This is a genomic window from Streptomyces sp. NPDC001219, from assembly GCF_053597915.1.
Genome location: NZ_JBSFJF010000004.1, coordinates 11,862 through 31,870, shown reverse-complemented (window position 1 = coordinate 31,870; position 20,009 = coordinate 11,862). Strand labels below are relative to the sequence as shown.

The 20,009-nt window shown below is 71.7% G+C and carries 17 protein-coding genes; 4 read left to right on the top strand and 13 right to left on the bottom strand.

Annotated features, from left to right (window positions below):
- Positions 1–12 precede the first annotated feature (12 nt).
- Positions 13–996, bottom strand: a complete 984-nt coding sequence (locus ACWC9R_RS03620; RefSeq protein ID WP_450728669.1) for an alpha-ketoacid dehydrogenase subunit beta — start codon at positions 994–996, stop codon at positions 13–15.
- 2 nt (positions 997–998) lie between these two features.
- A complete protein-coding gene (gene pdhA, locus ACWC9R_RS03615) occupies positions 999–2,216 on the bottom strand; it encodes a pyruvate dehydrogenase (acetyl-transferring) E1 component subunit alpha (RefSeq protein WP_362600570.1) in 1,218 nt (405 codons plus the stop codon).
- A gap of 327 nt (positions 2,217–2,543) precedes the next feature.
- Here pdhA (ACWC9R_RS03615) and ACWC9R_RS03610 point away from each other — a divergent pair, with 327 nt between their 5' ends.
- Both ACWC9R_RS03610 and ACWC9R_RS03605 read left to right on the top strand, forming a co-directional pair.
- The gene (locus ACWC9R_RS03610) at positions 2,544–3,203 is read left to right on the top strand and encodes a response regulator (protein WP_450728667.1); all 660 of its coding nucleotides are present in this window, start codon (positions 2,544–2,546) and stop codon (positions 3,201–3,203) included.
- Positions 3,204–3,379: 176 nt separating this feature from the next.
- Positions 3,380–4,423 carry a phosphotransferase gene (locus ACWC9R_RS03605; protein WP_450728665.1) on the top strand — a complete coding sequence of 348 codons (1,044 nt, stop codon included), beginning with the start codon at positions 3,380–3,382 and terminating at the stop codon, positions 4,421–4,423.
- 16 nt (positions 4,424–4,439) lie between these two features.
- Here ACWC9R_RS03605 and ACWC9R_RS03600 read toward each other — a convergent pair whose 3' ends face one another.
- Complete coding sequence (locus ACWC9R_RS03600) at positions 4,440–6,011, bottom strand: protein kinase domain-containing protein (protein ID WP_450728663.1); 1,572 nt, start codon at positions 6,009–6,011, stop codon at positions 4,440–4,442.
- A gap of 313 nt (positions 6,012–6,324) precedes the next feature.
- Here ACWC9R_RS03600 and ACWC9R_RS03595 point away from each other — a divergent pair, with 313 nt between their 5' ends.
- Positions 6,325–7,971, top strand: a complete 1,647-nt coding sequence (locus tag ACWC9R_RS03595) for a protein kinase domain-containing protein (protein WP_450728661.1) — start codon at positions 6,325–6,327, stop codon at positions 7,969–7,971.
- A gap of 87 nt (positions 7,972–8,058) precedes the next feature.
- Here ACWC9R_RS03595 and ACWC9R_RS03590 read toward each other — a convergent pair whose 3' ends face one another.
- The 9 genes from ACWC9R_RS03590 to pdhA (ACWC9R_RS03550) all read right to left on the bottom strand — a co-directional run bounded on the left by ACWC9R_RS03590 (position 8,059) and on the right by pdhA (ACWC9R_RS03550) (position 18,550).
- Positions 8,059–8,625: a bacterial proteasome activator family protein gene (locus ACWC9R_RS03590; protein ID WP_362600555.1), complete on the bottom strand. Its 567-nt coding sequence runs from the start codon at positions 8,623–8,625 to the stop codon at positions 8,059–8,061.
- A gap of 141 nt (positions 8,626–8,766) precedes the next feature.
- Entirely contained in the window at positions 8,767–9,663 is an 897-nt protein-coding gene (locus ACWC9R_RS03585; RefSeq protein WP_450728659.1) for a hypothetical protein, read from the bottom strand.
- A gap of 154 nt (positions 9,664–9,817) precedes the next feature.
- Positions 9,818–10,795 (bottom strand): NAD(P)H-quinone oxidoreductase, encoded by a 978-nt coding sequence (locus ACWC9R_RS03580; protein ID WP_450728657.1) that lies wholly within the window; start codon positions 10,793–10,795, stop codon positions 9,818–9,820.
- Between the two features lie 94 nt (positions 10,796–10,889).
- Positions 10,890–12,029 (bottom strand): potassium channel family protein, encoded by a 1,140-nt coding sequence (locus tag ACWC9R_RS03575; protein WP_450728655.1) that lies wholly within the window; start codon positions 12,027–12,029, stop codon positions 10,890–10,892.
- Positions 12,026–13,675 (bottom strand): molybdopterin molybdotransferase MoeA, encoded by a 1,650-nt coding sequence (locus ACWC9R_RS03570; protein WP_450728653.1) that lies wholly within the window; start codon positions 13,673–13,675, stop codon positions 12,026–12,028. The genes ACWC9R_RS03575 and ACWC9R_RS03570 overlap by 4 nt, the downstream gene beginning before the upstream one ends.
- The gene (locus ACWC9R_RS03565; protein ID WP_450728651.1) at positions 13,672–14,592 is read right to left on the bottom strand and encodes an NTP transferase domain-containing protein; all 921 of its coding nucleotides are present in this window, start codon (positions 14,590–14,592) and stop codon (positions 13,672–13,674) included. Before ACWC9R_RS03565 ends, ACWC9R_RS03570 begins: the two co-directional genes overlap by 4 nt.
- Positions 14,593–14,721: 129 nt before the next feature.
- A complete protein-coding gene (locus ACWC9R_RS03560; protein ID WP_450728649.1) occupies positions 14,722–16,326 on the bottom strand; it encodes a dihydrolipoamide acetyltransferase family protein in 1,605 nt (534 codons plus the stop codon).
- On the bottom strand, positions 16,326–17,360 hold the full coding sequence (locus ACWC9R_RS03555; RefSeq protein ID WP_450728647.1) for an alpha-ketoacid dehydrogenase subunit beta: 1,035 nt from the start codon (positions 17,358–17,360) through the stop codon (positions 16,326–16,328). Before ACWC9R_RS03555 ends, ACWC9R_RS03560 begins: the two co-directional genes overlap by 1 nt.
- Entirely contained in the window at positions 17,357–18,550 is a 1,194-nt protein-coding gene (gene pdhA, locus ACWC9R_RS03550) for a pyruvate dehydrogenase (acetyl-transferring) E1 component subunit alpha (protein ID WP_450728645.1), read from the bottom strand. The genes ACWC9R_RS03555 and pdhA (ACWC9R_RS03550) overlap by 4 nt, the downstream gene beginning before the upstream one ends.
- 225 nt (positions 18,551–18,775) lie before the next feature.
- Here pdhA (ACWC9R_RS03550) and ACWC9R_RS03545 point away from each other — a divergent pair, with 225 nt between their 5' ends.
- Entirely contained in the window at positions 18,776–19,315 is a 540-nt protein-coding gene (locus tag ACWC9R_RS03545) for an Lrp/AsnC family transcriptional regulator (RefSeq protein ID WP_362600528.1), read from the top strand.
- A 96-nt stretch (positions 19,316–19,411) separates the two neighbouring features.
- Here ACWC9R_RS03545 and ACWC9R_RS03540 read toward each other — a convergent pair whose 3' ends face one another.
- Entirely contained in the window at positions 19,412–20,002 is a 591-nt protein-coding gene (locus tag ACWC9R_RS03540) for a TetR/AcrR family transcriptional regulator (RefSeq protein WP_362600525.1), read from the bottom strand.
- Positions 20,003–20,009 lie beyond the last annotated feature (7 nt).

The window sequence follows — 20,009 nt, the reverse complement described above, 5'->3', positions numbered from 1 at the left end:
CTCCTCAAACCCTCAGTACGCCAACGCGCGATCAACGGCGTCGAGCACCCGGTCCAGTCCCGGAAGGTACTCGTCCTCCAGACGGGAGGGCGGGTACGGGGAGTGGAAGCCGCCGACCCGCAGGACCGGGGCCTCCAGGTGGTAGAAGCACCGCTCGGTGATCCGGGCGGCGATCTCGGCACCCGCGCCGAAGAAGACCGGGGCTTCGTGGACGACGATCAGCCGGCCGGTCTTCTCCACCGACGACTGCACGGTGTCGAAGTCGATCGGGGAGAGCGAGCGCAGGTCGACGACCTCGAGCGACTTGCCCTCCTCGGCCGCGACGTTGGCGACGTCCTGACAGACCTTGACCATCGGTCCGTAGGCGGCCAGCGTCAGGTCGGAGCCGGTCCGGGCGATCCGGGCCTTGTGCAGCGGGTCCGGGATCGACTCGGTGTCCAGCCGCGACTTGTCGTGGTAGCGGCGCTTGGGCTCGAAGTAGATGACCGGGTCGTCGCCGGCGATGGCCTGCTGGAGCATCCAGTAGGCGTCGGAGGAGTTCGAGGGAGAAACGATCTTGAGTCCGGCGACATGCGCGAACAGCGCCTCGGGGGACTCGGAGTGGTGCTCGACCGCGCCGATACCGCCCGCGTACGGGATGCGGATGACGACCGGCACCTTGACCTTGCCCAGCGCGCGGGCGTGCATCTTCGCGAGCTGGGTGACGATCTGGTCGTAGGCGGGGAAGACGAAGCCGTCGAACTGGATCTCGACGACCGGGCGGTAGCCGCGCAGCGCCATCCCGATCGCGGTGCCGACGATGCCGGACTCGGCGAGCGGGGTGTCGATCACCCGGTCCTCGCCGAAGTCCTTCTGCAGACCGTCGGTGACGCGGAAGACGCCGCCGAGCTTGCCGACGTCCTCGCCCATGACGAGGACCTTGGGGTCGGCCTCCATGGAGGCACGCAGCGACTCGTTGATCGCCTTGGCGATGGTGATCTTCTCGAAGACGGCCATGGTCAGTTCCCCTCCGCGGCAAGATCGGCATCGGCGAACGACGCCTGATACGCGGCGAACTGCGCGCGCTCCTCATCGACGAGCGCATGCCCGTCGGCATAGACATTCTCGAAGATCGCCATGTTGTCCGGGTCGGGCATGGCACGTACGGCATCGCGGACCCGCTTGCCCAGGGCCTCGCTCTCCTCGTCGATCGAGGCGAGATACGCGTCGTCGACGATGCCCTCGGCCTCCAGGTACGTCCGCAGCCGCAGAATCGGGTCCTTGGCCTCCCAGGCCACCCGCTCCTCGTCCTCCCGGTACTTCGTCGGGTCGTCGGAGGTGGTGTGCGCGCCCATGCGGTAGGTGAACGCCTCGATGAGCATCGGCCCCTGGCCGGTACGGGCCCGCTCCAGCGCCGCCTTGGTCACCGCCAGACACGCCAGAACGTCATTGCCGTCGACCCGTACACCGGGGAATCCGAAACCGCGGGCGCGCTGGTAGAGCGGCACCCGGGTCTGCTTCTCGGTGGGTTCGGAAATCGCCCATTGGTTGTTCTGGCAGAAGAACACGACCGGGGCGTTGTAGACCGCGGAGAAGGTGAAGGATTCCGCGACATCTCCCTGGCTGGAGGCACCGTCACCGAAATAGGCGATGACCGCGGAATCCGCGCCGTCCTTCTGCACACCCATCGCATAGCCGGTCGCGTGCAGCGTCTGCGAGCCGATGACGATGGTGTACAAGTGGAAGTTGTTGCTGTTGGGGTCCCAGCCGCCGTGATTGACACCGCGGAACATGCCCAGCAGGTTCGTCGGGTCGACCCCACGGCACCACGCCACACCGTGCTCACGGTAGGTCGGGAAGACGTAGTCGTCGTCGCGCAGCGCGCGGCCGGAACCGATCTGGGCGGCCTCCTGACCCAGCAGCGAGGCCCACAGGCCCAGTTCGCCCTGGCGCTGGAGGGTGGTCGCCTCGGCGTCGAACTTACGCGTCAGCACCATGTCGCGGTAGAGCCCGCGCAGTTCCTCGGCGGAAAGGTCGATCGAGTAATCCGGGTGCTCGATCCGCTTGCCTTCGGGCGTCAGCAGTTGTACGAGCTGGTCGTGCTCCGCCTGCTCGGGCCGGCCGGAGTTCCGGGCCTTGGCCGGGGACGCCTTCTTCGCCGACGTCGCCTTTTTGGCGGTGGTGCGCTTGCTGCTGCCGCGGGCGTTTTTCCGCTGCGCAGTGCCTTCCACGGTCACGTGCTGCTCCTCCGTCTGTCCGGCCCCCGGGGTCCGCCGGTGGCCGTATTGCGGCTCACCCGGTATCCGATACGGCGCACGGGGTGTGTGCGTTCGCGGCCGGCTCCGGGTGGAACAAAGCTCCCGGACAGTGGCCTGCTCATTGCACGTTACCCATTGTCAAAGCCGAAGTGGAAACGGCGCTGACCTGCGATTTTGCTTGGATTTCCAAGTAAATCGCGAAGGCTTGGAACAACTCCTGGTCACAGCGTTGCAGGCCGCCGGGACAACGGCACGTTATATCGGTGACCTGGAGCACGGGAAGGGTTGATGTGTGAGACTGGTGAGGTGCGCGAAGACGGAAAAATCACGGTATTCCTGCTCGATGACCACGAAGTTGTCCGGCGCGGTGTCCACGAAATGCTCTCGGTCGAGGAGGACATCGAGGTCGTCGGCGAGGCGGGCACCGCCGCAGATGCCCTGGTCAGGATACCGGCGACCCGTCCGGACGTAGCGGTGCTCGATGTCCGGCTGCCGGACGGGAGCGGCGTCGAGGTCTGCCGCGAGATCCGTTCGCAGGACGAGAACATCAAATGCCTCATGCTCACGTCCTTCGCCGATGACGAGGCGCTGTTCGACGCGATCATGGCCGGTGCGGCCGGATATGTCCTCAAGGCCATCCGGGGGAACGAACTGCTCTCCGCGGTGCGCGAGGTGGCGGCCGGGAAGTCCCTGCTCGACCCCGTGGCCACCGCCCGGGTGCTGGAACGGCTGCGCGACGGCAACACCGCGAAGGGCGACGACCGGCTGGCGCGCCTCACCGACCAGGAGCGCAAGATCCTCGATCTGATCGGCGAGGGAATGACCAATCGCGCCATCGGCGAACGGCTCCATCTCGCCGAGAAAACGATCAAGAATTACGTCTCCAGCCTGCTGTCCAAGCTCGGTATGGAACGCCGCTCCCAGGCCGCCGCCTATGTCGCCCGAATGCAGGCGGAACGGCACTGACCAGCCAGGGAAAGCGACAGCACCCCTCGGAGAACGGCCCTGCGGAAGCACGGAATCTCTGCCGCCCCAGGCCCCGCCGGGCGGAAGCCGGAGCGCCCTCCGTCCTTGTGCGCACGCTGCGTGAGGCCTTCCGGCACACCCACTCCGACGGGCGTAGTTGATCTAACATCTGGCGCGTGCTGCGCTCATCTGTAGTCCGGACGGCGGCGACGCCCGACAGAGACACTCTCGGCTCCCTGCTCCGCCACTACACGGGCGCCGGTACGCCGCTGTCCTGTGAACCGGTCGCCGAAGGCCTGCTCAACCACGGCTACTTCCTCGCCACCACCCGCGGCCGCTACTTCCTCAAGCACCACCTCGACGGCGACCACGCGGCCCTCACCCGCCAGCACCGCGCCACCTACCGGCTCGCCGCGCTCGGCCTGCCCGTCGCCCCGCCCGTCGCCCATCCGGACGGCCGCACGGTCACGGTCCTCGACGGCCGCTGCTACGCCCTGCACCCCTGGGTCGAAGGCCGCCATCTCGGCGGCGCCGCGCTGACCCGCGACCAGTCCCGGCGGCTCGGCGCCCTGCTCGGGGTCGTACACAACGCGCTGGCGGAGGTCATGGCGGACGAACCGCATCCGCCCCGGCCGCCCTGCGCGGACGCCGGCGCCGACCCCGAGCGGACCTTCGAGACGATCGACGAGCTGCTGGCCCTGGCCCGCGGGGCCCGGCCGCGCACCAGCTTCGACGAGCTGGCCGAACACCGTCTGCTGGAGCGCCGGGCCCTGCTGGCCCAGCAGGCGCACCGCCGCCCGGCCCCCGGCGCGGAGCCGCCCGCGGGCTGGGTGCACGGCGACTTCCACCCGCTGAACGTGCTCTACCGGGGCACCGAGCCGACCGCGATCGTCGACTGGGACCGGCTGGGCGTCCAGCCGCGCGCCGAAGAGGCGGTGCGCGCCGCCGCGATCTTCTTCGTACGGCCCTGCGGCACCCTGGACCTCGCCAAGGTGGCGGCCTACGCGAGCGCCTACCGCCACGCCTGCGGAGCCGGCGCCGAGGAGCTCGCGGCGGCCGTCCACCGGGTGTGGTGGGAGCGGCTGAACGACTTCTGGATGCTCACCTGGCGCTACCAGCTGGGCGACCGCCGCACCGATCCACAGTTCCCGGCGGCGGCCGCACTGGCCGTGTGGTGGACCCGCGAGTACCGGGCCGTACGGAACGCGTTCACCCGCTGAGGCGGGGACGGACCGGTCAGCCGGTCGCGCCCGCCGTCACACCGGTGTCCGGGCCGCCGTCGGCGGCGCCCCCGTCAGCGGCACCGCCGGTGGGGTCGGTCGGGTCCGTGGGGTCCGTGGGGTCCGTGGGCGGCTCGGACGTGGGCGGCTCGGACGTCGGCGGCTGCGAGGAGGGCGGCTGCGAGGTCGGCGGCTGGGACGTCTCCGGAGTGCTGGGCTGCTCCGAAGGCGGCTGGGAATAGGTGCCGCCGTCATCGCCCGTGTCCTCGGGCTCGCTCTCCGGAACGCTCGGCTCCTCCGAAGGCGGCTCGCTGGTCTCGTCGTCCTTCGACGGCTTGGGCGACTCCGAGGTGGGCGTCTGGTGCTTCTTGTCCTGGCCACCGGTGTTCTGGAGCGCGAAGGCCACGCCCACCGCGATGGCGATCACCGCCAGGGCCGCGATCAGCCAGATCTTGCCGCGGCCGCCCTTGCCCGGCCGGGGCCCGCCGTCGAAGCCGCCGTCGTCATCCCGCATTCCGGGCGTCAGGATCGGCTGCGCCGTGGTCTTGCCGGCGTCGGGGTGCGGCATCGCCGTGGTGGCCGCGGTGCCCATGGGGGAGGTGAGCCCGCCCTCGTGGACGGCGACCGGGCCGGTGCTCCAGGTGCCGGTGTGGCCGCCCTGCTCGTGCAGCATCTGCAGCGAGTACTGGACCAGGCCGCGCATCTCCTCGGCGGACTGGAAGCGGTCGTCCGGGTCCTTCGCCAGCGACCGCATGACCAGGCCGTCCAGCTCCGGCGGCACCGCGTCGGCGACGTGGGACGGCGCCACCGGCATGTCCTGCACATGCTGGTAGACGACCGACAGCGGCGTCTCACCGGTGAACGGGGGCCGCAGCGTGAGGAGTTCGTAGAGCAGACAGCCGGTGGCGTACAGGTCGGAGCGGGTGTCGACGGTCTTGCCGAGCGCCTGCTCCGGGGAGAGGTACTGGGGGGTGCCCATGACCATGCCGGTCTGCGTCATGGTCGACTGCGCGCCGTGCAGGGCGCGGGCGATGCCGAAGTCCATGACCTTCACCGCGCCGCTGTTGGTGATGATCACGTTCGCGGGCTTGATGTCACGGTGCACGATGCCGTGCTGGTGGCTGTAGGCCAGCGCCTCCAGCACACCGGAGACGATGATCAGCGCCTGGTCCGGCGGCGGGGCGTCGGCGTTGAGCAGCAGATCGCGGATGGTGTGGCCCTCGACCAGCTCCATCACGATGTACGGCACGGTGTTGCCGCCGACCAGGTCCTCGCCGGAGTCGTAGACCGCCACCACCGCGTGGTGGTTCAGCCCGGCCACGGACTGTGCCTCCCGCGTGAAGCGGGCCTTGGAAACCGGGTCCTCGGCGAGGTCGGCCCGCAGCAGCTTCACGGCGACGGTCCGGCCGAGCCGTACGTCCTCCGCCGCGAACACCTCCGCCATACCGCCGCGGCCCAGCCGTCGCGTGAGCCGGTAGCGGCCATCGCCGACCAGCCCGCCGTTGCCCCACATCTCCGGTGCGTCGGGGATATTGGAGCCGGTGGCGTCAGGATCGGACGGGCCCTGGGGGCTCTGCGTCGGTGCCATCGGTCCTCGCCGTCGAATCAATCCGCATGAGAGCGGTAAGGTCATCGGTCTTCGCTAGAGCACGCTACAGGTTCCGCGGCACCCACCGGTCCGTCGTGGACCGGCCATCAAAGCCGCCGGAAGTCAAACACCGCAAGTTCACCGGGGGTAATCGGGCACCGAAAAGTCCCCTGGCCGTGACGGGATCTTGCACATCTGGTCACGGAACGGGCACACGGCTTGACGTGTCCGGGGCCTGGGGCAGACTTGGCTGCGAAATTCCAGATTTTGATCGCTATACGTACGGGTAGTGCGCCTAGGGGGAAGCGGAACGATGAGCCAGGACGGCGCTCAGGGCCAATTCGAGGGCCGTTCGGTCGGCGGAGGACGTTACCAGCTTCGTGATCTTCTGGGCGCGGGCGGTATGGCGTCCGTTCACCTCGCCTACGACACCGTGCTGGACCGCGAGGTCGCGATCAAGACCCTGCACACCGAGCTCGGCCGTGAGCCGGCCTTCCGCGAGCGCTTCCGCCGTGAGGCGCAGTCCGTGGCGAAGCTCACGCACACCAATATCGTCTCCGTCTTCGACTCCGGTGAGGACGAGCTCGACGGCGGCATGGTGCCGTACATCGTCATGGAGTACGTCGCAGGCCAGCCGCTGCGCTCCGATCTGGACACCGACATCGCCCAGGTTGGCGCGATGCCGACGGATAAGGCCCTGAAGATCACGGGCGATGTGCTGGCCGCGCTCGAGGTCAGCCATGAGATGGGCCTGGTCCACCGGGACATCAAGCCCGGCAATGTGATGTTGAACAAGCGCGGCGTCGTGAAGGTCATGGACTTCGGCATCGCCCGCGCCATGCAGTCCGGCGTGACGTCCATGACGCAGACCGGCATGGTCGTCGGCACCCCGCAGTACCTGTCGCCCGAGCAGGCGCTGGGACGCGGTGTGGATGCCCGCTCCGACCTCTACTCCGTCGGCATCCTGCTCTTCGAGCTGGTGACAGGCCAGCTGCCGTTCGACGCGGACTCCCCGCTCGCCATCGCCTACGCCCATGTCCAGGAAGAGCCCCCGGTCCCGTCGAGCATCAACAGCTCGCTGCCGCCGGCCGTGGACGCGCTGGTGGCCCGTGCGCTGAAGAAGAACCCCAACGAACGGTTCCCCACCGCCGAGGCGATGCGGGACGAGTGTCTGCGGATCGTCGGGTCCGGGCAGTCCGGTGCGACGCCGCTGATCATCGGCGAGGGCCCGCGGGCGCGGACCAGTGGTGCGTCGGTCTCCTCCGCCGTCTTCCCGACCGCGTCCGGCAACCCGCACACCCCGGCGCCGCCGAGCGTGCAGCAGCCGTACCAGCCGACGCAGGCGGCCTTCGGCCCCTCGACGCCCCCGCCGCCGCCGAACAACACCTATCCGACGCCCGCGCCGGGCCCCGTTCCGGGCCCGGCGCCGTTCAACACGGGTGGCTACCAGCCCCCGGCGTACCCCTCGCCGCAGGTGGCGCCCACGATGCCGCCGCCCGTCCGTCCCGCCCCGCGGAAGAACAACTCCGCGGTGATCGTCGTCTCGGCGATTGTCGGTGTCATCGTGGTCACCGCGATCGCGATCGGCATCGGTCTGAGCGCCGGTGGAGGCGACGACCCGGACCCCGACCCGACATCGACCTACTCCTACAAGTCGTCCCCCACCCAGAGCGTCATGCCTGAGGACAAGACGAAGACGGTTGACTCGACGGAGTGCACCAAGCCGGACTCGCCCTACAGCGAACCGAAGAAGATCTACTTCCCGTTCCTCACCTACAAGAACCTGGACTCGGTGAAGTCCTGCCTCGACGCGGCGGGCTGGAAGTACAAGGTCACAGAAGAGGACCGCGGGTACACGGCCAAGAACACGGTCATACAGACGAAACCGGCGAGCCTTGAACGCTGGGACCCGAAGAGCGGCGAGACGATCGAGCTGACCGTCTCGACGGGGCACTACTGATCAGGACCGGACAAGAAGGGGTCGGCGCGCACGCCGCGTGCCGGCCCCTTCTGCTTGCTGCGGGTCGCTGAACGAAGAAACCCCGGCTCAGAGGTACGGGCCCGAGCGGGCGCCGCCGTGACCGGGCTGGCCCTCCTCGCCCTCCATCGGCATGGCACCGGGCGGCAGCGCACGGCGCATCGACTCCAGCTGGGCACGGGCCGCCATCTGCTGGGCGAAGAGCGCGGTCTGGATGCCGTGGAAAAGGCCCTCCAGCCAGCCGACCAGCTGGGCCTGGGCGATCCGCAGCTCCGAGTCCGTCGGCACCGACTCATCGGTGAACGGCAGCGACAGACGCTCCAGCTCCTCGACCAGCTCGGGCGCCAGACCGTCCTCCAGCTCCTTGACCGAGCTGGAATGGATCTCCTTGAGCCGGACCCGGCTCGCCTCGTCCAACGGGGCGGCCTTCACCTCCTCCAGCAGCTGCTTGATCATGCTGCCGATGCGCATGACCTTCGCAGGCTGTTCGACCATGTCCGTCAAGGGGGTCTCCCGGGATTCTTCGCCGTCTTCCCCGCCACCGGAGCCGACGCCACCGCCGAGCGCCATTCCGTCCGGGCCGACCACCAGGACGTGCGGATTCTCCTGCGACCGTTCATTCATCGGCATCTCCATGCCGCCATTCTCTCGTACCTGGGCTCCCCACAAGTGGTGCCCCTGGGAGAAGGTGATCCACCCTTTCCGCGCGAATCCGGGCGTCGCTGTTTCACGTGAAACCGTGGATTCCCGCCGTTTCACGTGAAACCGACGCCGGCATCAGCCCCGGCGCAGCCGCAGGGCGAAGAAGGCCAGCCCCAGCCCCGTGAGAGCAAGCCCGGCACCCATCGGGAGCACCCGCTCGACAGGAGCGCCTGGGGTCTCCATGGCGTACGGGGTCGCCGTTGCCGCCGCTGTGTCGTCCACGTTCTCCGGTGCGGAGCGGACGTCCTCCGGATCGGGCGTCGGGAGCGGCGGCAAGGCCTCGTAGGAGCGCCGGGTGTGCCGGTCCGCGACATCGCGCCGGGACGGGGAGGGCCGGGACGGGGTGGCCGCGGCGTGGCGGGAGGCGGATGCGGAGGGCTTGCGGTGCTTCGGCTTCGGGGCACGCCGGCCGGGCCGCGCGTGCGCACGGTCGGCGTCGGGCGAGCCCGCCGAGGCGGAGTGCCGGTGCCTGCCGTGCCCCGGGGATTCGGCGCTCCCGCCATCGGAGTACGGCGGTGCCGCGGAGCCCGGCTCGAAGGGGTGATGCGGGTGGTGGTGCCAGCGGCCGTACCCACGGAACCCGAAGTGGTGATGCGGCCGGTGCGGGTAGTCCGGAAGGGCGTACGGCAGGCCGGGGAAGCGGTCCGGCAGACCCGGAAGGCGTCCCGGGGCTCCCGGGTGACCGGGGTGTCCGGCGCGCGCCCGGCCCCCTCCGGCACCGGGCCCCTCGGCGGGCGGACCGGTCCCGAAGTCGTCGGCACCGTACCCGTCGGGGCCGAAACCGTCGGCACCGCCGTCTCCCGGGGCGTCGTCGGGCTGGTCGCCCGGGCGGACGAGATGCGGGGGACGGTCGACCGGTGTGGCCCGCCGGTCCGCGGCCACCGCGGAGGTGGCCCCTATCGGTACGGGCAGCACGACGGCAGCCACCAACAGACCGGTGGCGATGCGCGAACGGAAACCTGGAGCGACCACAGTGCCCCTCCCGTGCCGAGCCGTCGAGTGACCTGACCAGCGTCACATGTGACGAGATTCACGGCATCTCGGACAGCTCGGCCGGGTTACCGGGCGCAGTTGGGGCGGCCGGCGGGCGCGAACGGCTCGGGTCGCGGGAGGGGCGGGCGTCGGTTCAGACGGTCAGTACGACCTTGCCGACGTGTGCGCTCGCGTCCACGACGCGGTGCGCCTCGGCGGCGTCCGCCATCGCGATCGTGCGGTCCACGATCGGCCGGACCTGACCGTTGGCGATCAGCGGCCAGACGTGCTCGCGCACCGCGGCGACGATGGCCGCCTTCTCGTTCAGCGGGCGGGCGCGCAGCCCGGCGCCGGTGATCGCGGCGCGCTTGGCCATCAGAGCGGCGAGATTGACCTCCGCCTTCACCCCGCCCTGCAGCCCGATGATCGCCAGCCGTCCGCTGACCGCCAGCGCCTTGACGTTCCGCTGCAGGTACTTGGCGCCGATGATGTCGAGGATGACGTCCGCGCCCTTGCCGTCGGTGGCCTTGCGGATCTCCTGGACGAAGTCCTGCTCGCGGTAGTCGATGAGGATGTCCGCGCCCAGCTCGGCGCAGCGGGCCAGCTTCTCGGGGCCGCCCGCGGTCACCGCGACCCGTGCGCCGACGGCCTTGGCGAGCTGGATCGCCATCGTGCCGATCCCGCTGGCACCGCCGTGGACCAGCAGGGTCTCCCCGGGCCGCAGGTGCGCGATCATGAAGACGTTCGACCAGACCGTGCAGGTCACCTCGGGCAGCGCGGCGGCCGTGACCAGGTCCACGCCGGCCGGCACCGGCAGCAGCTGGCCGGCCGGGACGGCGACCTTCTCCGCGTATCCGCCGCCCGCCAGCAGCGCGCACACCTCGTCCCCGACGGCCCAGCCGTGCACGCCGGGGCCGAGCGCGCTGATCCGCCCCGCGCACTCCAGACCGGGATAGAGGGAGGAGCCGGGCGGCGGGTCGTAGAAGCCCTGGCGCTGGAGCAGGTCGGCGCGGTTCACGGCGCTGGCCGCGACCTCGACCAGGACCTCGCCCTCGGCGGGCTGCGGATCGGGGACGTCCGCCCAGACAAGTGCTTCGGGGCCACCGGGCTCCGGGATAGTGATCGCTCGCATGGGCGCGAGGCTACTCGCCGTCCGCGCACGGGGCGAAGGTGTGGGGGCCGGCGACTACCGCAGGAACGGCCATCCGCCCCCGCTCCACGTGCGGTTATTCATCCGCCCGGCGCATCGGGGTGACGCCGGTGCCGGGGAGGTTCGGCTTGCCGGACTGCTTACCGGGGTGGTCAGCCGGCTCCGCCGCGGCCGCGCGCACGATGGTGATCAGGCGGTCCGTGCTCTGCAGCGGACTGGCCTCCGGGTCGTCGTAGCCGAGGAGCCGGTGACCGCGCAGCACGGACACCACCAAGTCGTCGGTCTCCCGTACGGACTTGCCGACCTCCGCCTTCACCACCGTGCGTTCCACCAGGTCGAGGCCGCTGCCCTGCTGGATCAGGTCCTCCATGACGGTGCCCGCGCTGGGGCTGTGGACGGAGAGCCCCAGCAGTCGGCCGGCCGCGCTGGCCGAGGTGATCACGGCATCGGCGCCGGACTGCCGCAGCAGCGGGGCGTTCTCCTCCTCCCGCACCGCCGCGACGATGTTCGCCCTCTTGTTGAGCTGACGGGCGGTCAACGAGACCAGCACGGCGGTGTCATCGCGCTGGGTGGCGATCACGACCTGGTGGGCGCGCTGGACCTCGGCCCGGAGGAGCACATCGCTGCGGGTCGCGTCGCCGACCACCCCCGCGAACCCGTCGGCGACCGCCGCGTCGATCACTTTGCTGCTGGGGTCGACGATGACGACGCGGTCGCGGTGCAGCCCCGTCGCACACAGGGTCTGGGCGGCGGAACGGCCCTTCGTCCCGAAGCCGACGATGACGGTGTGATCGCGCAAGGCGTTTCTCCAGCGTTTCAGTTGCCACTGCTCGCGGGTGCGCTCGGTCAGCACTTCCAGTGTGGTGCCGACCAGGATGATCAGGAACAGCACCCGCAGCGGCGTGATGAGCAGGATGTTCAGCAGCCGCGCGCTGTCGCCGTACGGGACGATGTCGCCGTATCCCGTGGTCGAGAGCGTGACGGTCGCGTAGTAGAAGCAGTCGAGCAGATCGACCTTGCCGTCGGCGTTGTCGTGGTACTCGTCGCGGTCGATCCAGACGATGAAGACCGTCGCGAGCAGCACGAGCAGCGCCATCAGCAGCCGGCGGGCGACCTGGCGCAGCGGCGGTTTGGGGGTGCGGCGCGGCAGCAGCACCTGGTGCGAACGGTCCTCGGGCACGTCACGCGCCGCGGCGTCCTGGGACGGGAGCTTCACGTGCGGCCTCCGGTGGCCTCAGGGGGGTCGTAGGGGCCTGGTGGGGCGGCCCAGCCCGCGGACCAGCCTGCCGACCAGGGGAATTCCAGGGTGTCGAGCTCGGTGCCGCGCTCCGCGCCGCCGGGCGGGACGACCGCCAGCGCATCGGCGGCGGCGATCCCGCGCAGCATGGCCGGGCCGTGGAAGCGCAGCGGTACCGCCGTCAGACCGTGCCGCTCGTCGTCGCGGTAGGCCACCGGAACGAGCCGGGTGTCCTGCGGATGCCCGGGGACCGCGGCGGCCAGCGGTACGCGGTACGGCGCCGCGGGACGGCGGGCGGCGAGCGTACGGAGCAGCGGTTCGGCGAGGGTGAGCAGGCCGGAGACGGCGGCGAGGGGGTTGCCCGGCAGCCCGACGAGGTGCCGGCGCGGAGCCAGGCGGGCCAGCAGCATGGGGTGGCCGGGGCGTACCGCCACGCCGTCCACCAGCACCTCGGCGCCGATCCGGCGCAGGGTGGGGTGCACATGGTCGACGGGGCCCCCAGCGGTACCGCCCGTCGTGATCACCACGTCGGCGGTGGACTCCGTGAGGGCGGCGTACAACGTGTCGGCGTCGTCGGCGAGATGGCGCGGCGGGGCCGCCTCGACGCCCAGCGCGTGCAGCCAGGGCGCGAGCATCGGGCCCAGGGCGTCGCGGATTCGGCCCTCCCGCGGCAGCCCGCGGTCCAGCAGTTCATCGCCCAGGACGAAGACCTCGGCACGCGGCCGGCGGTAGGCGGTCAGCTCGTCGTAGCCGGCCGCAGCGGCCAGGCCGAGGACGGCGGGGGTCACCAGGGTGCCCGCGGGCAGCAGTTGGTCGCCGCGGCGGCACTCCTGGCCCCGCGGGCGGATGTCCTGGCCGGGCGGCGCGGGCCGTGGCGCGTACAGCCGGCGTCCGCCGTCGCCCAGCGCACGGACCTCACCGTGCTCGCTGCGCAGCACGGCGGTGGCACCGGTCGGGACGCGGGCGCCGGTGGCGATCGGGATCGCATGGCCGTCGAGGAGGCCTTCGGCGGGGTCCTGACCGGCGAGGATGCCGGACGGGGCGCCGGCCTCGACAGCGGCGGCCGCGTCCGCGGGCCGGTCCAGGCGCCAGGGGCCGGGGCCGGAGACCGCCCAGCCGTCCATCGCCGAGGTGTCGAACGACGGCAGATCGGTGAGCGCGGTGAGGGGTGCGGCGAGCGTACGGCCGAGTGCTTCACCGAGCGCCGCGGTCTCGGGCGCGGGCGGCCCGGCGACGGCGCGCCCGGCGAGGGCGCGGGCGGTGTGCCAGGGGACGGCGTCCAGGGTGGGGCGCGGGCCGGAGCGGGTGGAAGGCGCCGGTTCCGCGGGCCCGGAACGACCGCTCCGGGAGGCGGCGGGGTCGTCGGGGGCGAACGGGTCGTCCGGCGTGTAGGGGGCGTCGCCGCCGCCGGTCGCGGAGGAGGCGGCCGCCGCGGCCCCTCCGGCGGCGTACGGCACGGTGACGGTCGCCGCCTCGGGCCCGGACCCGGCCCTGACCCGTGCCGGCGCGGTGCCGTTGGCCAGCGCGAGCGCGTCGTCGAAGGGGTCACCACCCCCCTCGGCCGGGGGTTCGCCCCAGGCCCGGCCCACCGCGCCGGGCTCCCCGCCCCACTCCCCGTCGGTCATTCCGCGGGCTTCGCTTCGGCACCCGTGGCGCCGCCGGCGTCGGACGCGGCCTGGGCCTCGGCCGCCCAGCGGTGGGCCAGCGCGGCGGCCCGGTCGGACAGTTCCTTCACATCGCGGTCCTGGCGGCCCGCCGCATAACCGATCAGAAAGGTCGTCAGCGGGGCGGCGGGGCGGGCCACACCATGGGCCGCGTCCCGTGCGAGGTCGAGAAGCCCCGCCGTGTCGACATCGAGCTCGATGCCCAATTCGGCCTTGACTGCGGTGATCCATTCATCCAACACGCTCCCATGCTCCCTGATACGGGCGCGTGCCGTGCTGATGTCTTCCCAGGTGTCGCAGTCGAAGGAGGCCATGGCGCCGGGGTCCGGAACCCGTTCGAGCACCAACTCGGCCAGCAGCGCCCGCAGCGGGAGTCCGGCCAGACCGCCGTGCGCGGCCCGGAGCCACGCCAGCTCGCGGCGCAGGGGCCCGGCCCGGTAGGCGGCCACGAGCGGCTGGTCCCGGCCCGAGGCGTCCCGGAGCACCGCCCCGTCGCGGGGCTCGGGGCCCCCGTCGGGTCCGGCGGCGCCCGCCGATTCCGTCGCCGCCGCCAGCAGGCTCCGTACGGTGTCCGCCGTCAGGAACGGGAGATCGGCGGAGAGGACGAGCACCGTCGGGGCGGAGGTGTGGCGCAGACCGGCGTCCAGCGCGGCGAGCGGGCCACCGCCCGGCGGGTCCTCCAGGGCGGGGACGACCTCACGGAGGGCCGGGCGGACGGGGCCGACGACGACGGTGGTCGCCGCGGCGGGGCAGGCGGCGAGCACCCGGTCCAGCAGCGGACGGCCGCCGACGGACAGGGCGGGCTTGTCCGCCCCGCCGAGCCGCCGGGCCGCGCCACCGGCCAGCACGATGGCGTCGTGGTCGGTGAGGTCGTTCACCCCTTGAGTATGGCCGGGGGCAGCGGGTTCACACCGTTGCCGGAGGGGCGGCGGATGTCAGCTCCACCACAGCGGACGCAGCCGGGACAGGGCGGGGCGACCGGCACACCCGCACCGGCCGCCCTCCCCTCACAGTGCCCGGAGCAACAGCGCGGGCTGCTCCACGCAGTCGGCCACGAACCGGAGGAAGCCCCCGGCCGTGCCGCCGTCGCACACCCGGTGATCGAAGGTCAGCGAGAGCTGGACGACCTGCCGGACGGCCAACTCACCCTCGTGCACCCAGGGTTTGGCGGCTATCCGGCCGACACCGAGCATCGCCGCCTCGGGGTGGTTGATGATCGGCGTGGAGCCGTCGACGCCGAAGACGCCGTAGTTGTTGAGCGTGAACGTGCCGTGGGTCAGCTCGGCCAGGGAGAGCCCGCCGGCCCTGGCGGTTTCGGTGAGCCGGGCGATCTCGGCGGACAGCTCCTCGACCGTACGGGCATGGGCGTCCCGGACGACCGGCACCACCAGGCCGCGGTCGGTCTGTGCCGCGAAGCCCAGATGGACGGCGGGCAGCCGGACGATCTCCTGGGCCTCGGTGTCGACGGTGGAGTTGAGCGCCGGGAACCGCGTGAGCGCGGCCGTACAGATCCGGGCCAGCAGGGCGAGCAGCGACACCTTGGGGGCGCCCGGCACATTCATCGCCTTACGGGCGGCGAGAAGCTCGGTGGCATCGGCCTCCACCCAACAGGTCGCCTCGGGGATCTCGCGGCGGCTGCGGCTGAACTTCTCGGCGGCCGCACCGAGCATCCCCTTCAGCGGGATGCGCTCCTCACCCGCCATACCGGCGCCGCCGGTCGCGGACCCGACGGCTCCGATCCGCGCCGCACCCGCGGCACCGGTCGGCCCACCGGCACCGCCCCTGGCGACCGCTCCGGCGACACCGGCCGTCTCCCGCTCCCGCAGCGCCCGGATCGCGCACTCGACGTCCGTGCGGAGGATCAGCCCGTCCCGTCCGGAACCCGCCAAATCCCGCAGGTCCAGGCCGTGTTCCCGGGCCATCCGCCGCACCAGCGGGGAGATGACGGCCACCGTCCGGCCGGCGTCCTCCACCGCACCGGCCCTGGAAGACCCGTCCGCCCTGGCCGACCCGTCCGTACCGGCTGCCCCCACGGCAGTCGCTCCGGCGGGAACCGCCCCTGGGACACCGGGCATCCCCTCGGTCGCTCCGGCGCCGGCCGAGCCGTCCGCCGCCCGGCCGGGCGGTCGTGGCACGCCCGCCCCGGGGCTCGCTCCGGTCCCCGGCCGGATACGGCGCCGGCGCGCCGCCGCGGCACTCGTGCCGTACCCGACGAGCACATTCCCGGACCCGGAATCCCCCGCTCCGTCCGCGGACGCCCCTCCGGCAGCCGGCGCCGTCGGCGCACCCGCATCGGGCGCACCGCCTTCCGCACCCGCGCCGGAGCCCGGCGCCGCGGGACCTGTCCCGGCGAGGTCATCCGGCACGGCCCCGACGGCGACCGTCACCAGCGGCGCCCCCACGGGGACCTCGGCCCCCTCCTCGCCGAAGCGGGCGGTCACCACGCCCCCGTACGGGCACGGCACCTCCACCATCGCCTTGGCGGTCTCGACCTCCACCACCGGCTGGTCGACGGCCACCACCTCGCCGACCTCGACCATCCAGTGCACGATCGTCGCCTCGGTGAGGCCCTCTCCCAGGTCGGGCAGGGTGAATTCGCGGACCACGGCCATCACTCACCACGTCCCTCGGTCCAGTCCGACTCCCACTGGAGGCGGGCGACGGTGTCCAGAATCCGGTCCACGCCCGGAAGGTGGTGCCGTTCCAGCATCGGCGGCGGATACGGGATGTCGAAGCCGGCCACACGCAGCACCGGCGCCTCCAGGTGGTGGAAGCAGCGCTCCGTGATCCGTGCGGCGATCTCCCCTCCGGGACCGCCGAACCCGTTGGACTCATGGACCACCACGGCCCGCCCGGTCCGCCGCACCGAGGCGCAGACCGTCTCGTCGTCGAACGGCATCAGCGACCGCAGATCGACCACTTCCAGGTCCCAGCCCTCGGCACGGGCCGCCTCGGCGGCATCCATGCAGACAGGGAGCGACGGGCCGTAGGTGATCAGCGTGGCGCTGCTGCCCCGGCGCCGGATCTCGGCGCGGCCCAGCGGGGCGACCTCGGTGGGCGCGTCGGGCGACCAGTCGGACTTGGACCAGTACAGCCGCTTGGGTTCGAGGAAGACGACCGGGTCGTCGGAGGCGATCGCGGCGCGCAGCAGCCCGTAGGCGTCCTCGACGGTCGCCGGGGTGACGACCTGGAGTCCCGGGGTGGCGAGGTAGTACGCCTCGGAGGAGTCGCTGTGGTGCTCGACGCCGCCGATGCCGCCGCCGTAGGGGACACGGATGGTCAGCGGCATCGTCAGCGCGCCACGGGTGCGGTTGCGCATCCGGGCGACATGGCTGACCAGCTGCTCGAACGCCGGATAGGCGAACGCGTCGAACTGCATCTCGACGACCGGCCGCAGCCCGTACATCGCCATGCCGACGGCGGTGCCCAGGATGCCGGCCTCGGCGAGCGCGGTGTCCGTGCAGCGGTCCTCGCCGAACTCCTTGGCGAGTCCGTCGGTGACCCGGAAGACGCCGCCCAGGGCGCCGACGTCCTCGCCCATCACATGGACGGACGGGTCGTCTGCCATGGCGTCGCGCAGCGCGCGGGTCAGCGCCTGCGCCATGGTGGCGGGCTTGCGCGCGGTCGCCGGAGCGGTGGTCGTCATGGCCTGGCCTCCTCGGCGGGCCCGTCGGTGCCCGCTGCGTCCTCGGTGTGTCCGGCGGCCTCGGCGTCCAGCTCGGCACGCAACTGTGCGGCCTGTGCGCGCAGTTGGCTGGTCTGCTCGGCGAATACATGGGTGAACAGGTCCATCGGGTCCGTCTCCGGGTCGGCGTTCATCCGCTCCCGGAGGTCGGCGGCCATGTCCTCGGCGCCGTCCCGGGTGGCACTGACGAAATCGTCGGTCAGCAGATCGCGGGCGGCCAGCTCACGCTCCAGAAGGGCTATCGGGTCGTGCGCCTTCCAGGTCTCGACCTCCGCGTCGCTGCGGTAGCGGGTGGCGTCGTCGGCGTTGGTGTGCGCCTCGATGCGGTAGGTGACGGCCTCGATCAGGGTGGGGCCGCCGCCCCTGCGGGCCCGCTCCACGGCGTCGGTGAGGACCTCGTGCATCGCGGGGGCGTCGTTTCCGTCGACCAGGCGGCCCGGCATGCCGTATCCGACCGCCTTGTGGGCGAGGGACGGCGCGGCGGTCTGCTTAGCGAGCGGCACCGAGATCGCGAAGCCGTTGTTCTGGACGAGGAAGACGACCGGTGCCTGCCAGAGCGCCGCGAAGTTCAGCGCCTCGTGGAAGTCGCCCTCGCTCGTGCCGCCGTCGCCGACCATGGCCAGCGCGACCACCTCGTCGCCCTTGAGGCGGGCGGCGTGCGCCAGGCCCACCGCATGCGGGAGCTGGGTGGCGAGCGGGGTGCACAGGGGCGCGATGCGGTGTTCGTGGGGGTCGTAGCCGTTGTGCCAGTCGCCGCGCAGCAGAGTCAGGGCCTGTACGGGGTCGAGGCCGCGCGCCACGGCGGCGAGGGTGTCGCGGTAGCTGGGAAAGAGCCAGTCCTGGTCCTCGAGGGCCAGCGCCGCGGCGACCTCGCAGGCCTCCTGGCCTGTGGAGGACGGGTAGACCGCCAGGCGTCCCTGCCGGGTCAGCGCCGTGGCCTGCGCGTTGTACCGGCGGCCGCGGACCAGCTGGGTGTACAGCCGGGTCAGCAGTCCGGAGTCGAGCCGGGCCGCGGCGTCCGTGCCCAGAAGGCGGTACGGCTCCGCGTCGGGCAGGAGGGGCGCGGGGTCGACGCGCGGCCGCCAGGCAGGCGGCGGACCGGCCAGGCTGCTCGTGTTCCTGCTGCTGCCGGGCTGCTCAAGGACCGTCATGTCGAGCACCTCCTCGGATCGAAGGGGGTGGCGCGATGCGCCTCGTGGGGGTGGCGGGCGGGCGGCGGGTGGGCAGGATGGAATCGGCCAGGGCGGGTACGCCCTGCCCTACCGATTGTTCGGTCGCTGATGCATTTTGGCTACAGGCGGGCTCAGCCTGTGGACAAACGGTTCTCCACAGCTTGAGATGAAGCCAGGGCGTCCATAAAGGGGAGGCGGGACCACATGCCGGACGAACAGATGGCCAGTTCCGGCGGGCAACCGGCAGCCGCGGCCGGCCCGCCGCCGACGGTCTCCGCTCCGCCCGCACCGGCCGCGCGCCCGCTGGACACCATCGACCGTTCGATCCTGCGCATGCTGCAGACCGACGGCAGGGCCTCGATACGCTCCGTGGCCGAGCGCGTCCATGTCTCGCGCGCCAACGCCTACGCCCGGATCAACCGGCTGATCGACGACGGTGTGATCCGCGGCTTCAGCGCCCTCATCGACCAGGAACGGGCAGGTCAGGGCGCCTCCGCCTACATCACGCTGAAGATCGTGCAGAACTCCTGGCGGACCGTGCGCAAGCAGCTCACGGCGCTCCCGGGAGCCACGCACATCGCGCTGGTCAGCGGCGACTTCGATGTGCTGCTGCTGGTGCACACCAAGGACAACCGCGAGCTGCGCGAGCTGGTCCTCACCCGTATCCAGTCGATACCGGAGGTACTGAGCACCCGCACCCTGCTCGTCTTCGAGGAGACCGACCTCGGCCCCGAAGAGGACTGACCGGCTCCGGGCACACCACTGGCGTGCTCCTCACCGGCGCTGGACCTGCGGAAATGCCGCGTCGACCAGGCTCTCAGGGCGCGGGGACGGCGCGGATCACGGCTTGCGCAGCCCCGCGAACGCCGTACGCACCACGGCCTCGGCGACCTCGTCACGGCTCGCCGCGCCGCCCCGCCCCGGCCGGTACCACTCCACAATCGAGTTGATCATGCCGAAGAGCAGCCGGGTGGCCAGCCGGATGTCCACGTCGTCCCGCAGATCACCGTCGGCGGCGGCCTGCTTGAGCAGGTCCGACACCTCGTGGTCGAACTCCCGGCGGCGCTCCATGGCCCACCGCTCGGTGTCCGTGTTTCCGCGTACCCGCAACAGCAGCGTCACATAGGGGAGTTCGTCCATCAGCACCTCGGCCACGCGCCGGGTGACATGCTCCAGCCGCTCGATCGCCCGCCCCTGGACGGCGCCCGGCTCCTCCAGCACGCCGAACAGCCCGTCCAGCGCGCGGCTTATGGCGCGGTGCAGCAGCTCTTCCTTGCTGCGTACGTGGTGGTAGATCGAGGACTTCGAGATACCGGCCGCCTTGGAGAGGTGTTCCATGGACGTGCCGTCGTAGCCGCGCTCGATGAACACCTCGACGGCCACCGCGAGCAGCGAATCGGGCGTATAGGTGTCGCGCTTGGCCATGGTCATGATTAGA

Coding starts and splice junctions, on each gene's coding strand:
- ACWC9R_RS03620 (WP_450728669.1), bottom strand. CDS start 996: ATGGCCGTCTTCGAGAAGATCACCATCGCCAAGGCGATCAACGAGTCG.
- ACWC9R_RS03600 (WP_450728663.1), bottom strand. CDS start 6,011: ATGGCACCGACGCAGAGCCCCCAGGGCCCGTCCGATCCTGACGCCACC.
- ACWC9R_RS03595 (WP_450728661.1), top strand. CDS start 6,325: ATGAGCCAGGACGGCGCTCAGGGCCAATTCGAGGGCCGTTCGGTCGGC.
- ACWC9R_RS03590 (WP_362600555.1), bottom strand. CDS start 8,625: ATGGAGATGCCGATGAATGAACGGTCGCAGGAGAATCCGCACGTCCTG.
- ACWC9R_RS03580 (WP_450728657.1), bottom strand. CDS start 10,795: ATGCGAGCGATCACTATCCCGGAGCCCGGTGGCCCCGAAGCACTTGTC.
- ACWC9R_RS03570 (WP_450728653.1), bottom strand. CDS start 13,675: ATGACCGACGGGGAGTGGGGCGGGGAGCCCGGCGCGGTGGGCCGGGCC.
- ACWC9R_RS03560 (WP_450728649.1), bottom strand. CDS start 16,326: ATGGCCGTGGTCCGCGAATTCACCCTGCCCGACCTGGGAGAGGGCCTC.
- ACWC9R_RS03555 (WP_450728647.1), bottom strand. CDS start 17,360: ATGACGACCACCGCTCCGGCGACCGCGCGCAAGCCCGCCACCATGGCG.
- pdhA (WP_450728645.1), bottom strand. CDS start 18,550: ATGACGGTCCTTGAGCAGCCCGGCAGCAGCAGGAACACGAGCAGCCTG.
- ACWC9R_RS03545 (WP_362600528.1), top strand. CDS start 18,776: ATGCCGGACGAACAGATGGCCAGTTCCGGCGGGCAACCGGCAGCCGCG.
- ACWC9R_RS03540 (WP_362600525.1), bottom strand. CDS start 20,002: ATGACCATGGCCAAGCGCGACACCTATACGCCCGATTCGCTGCTCGCG.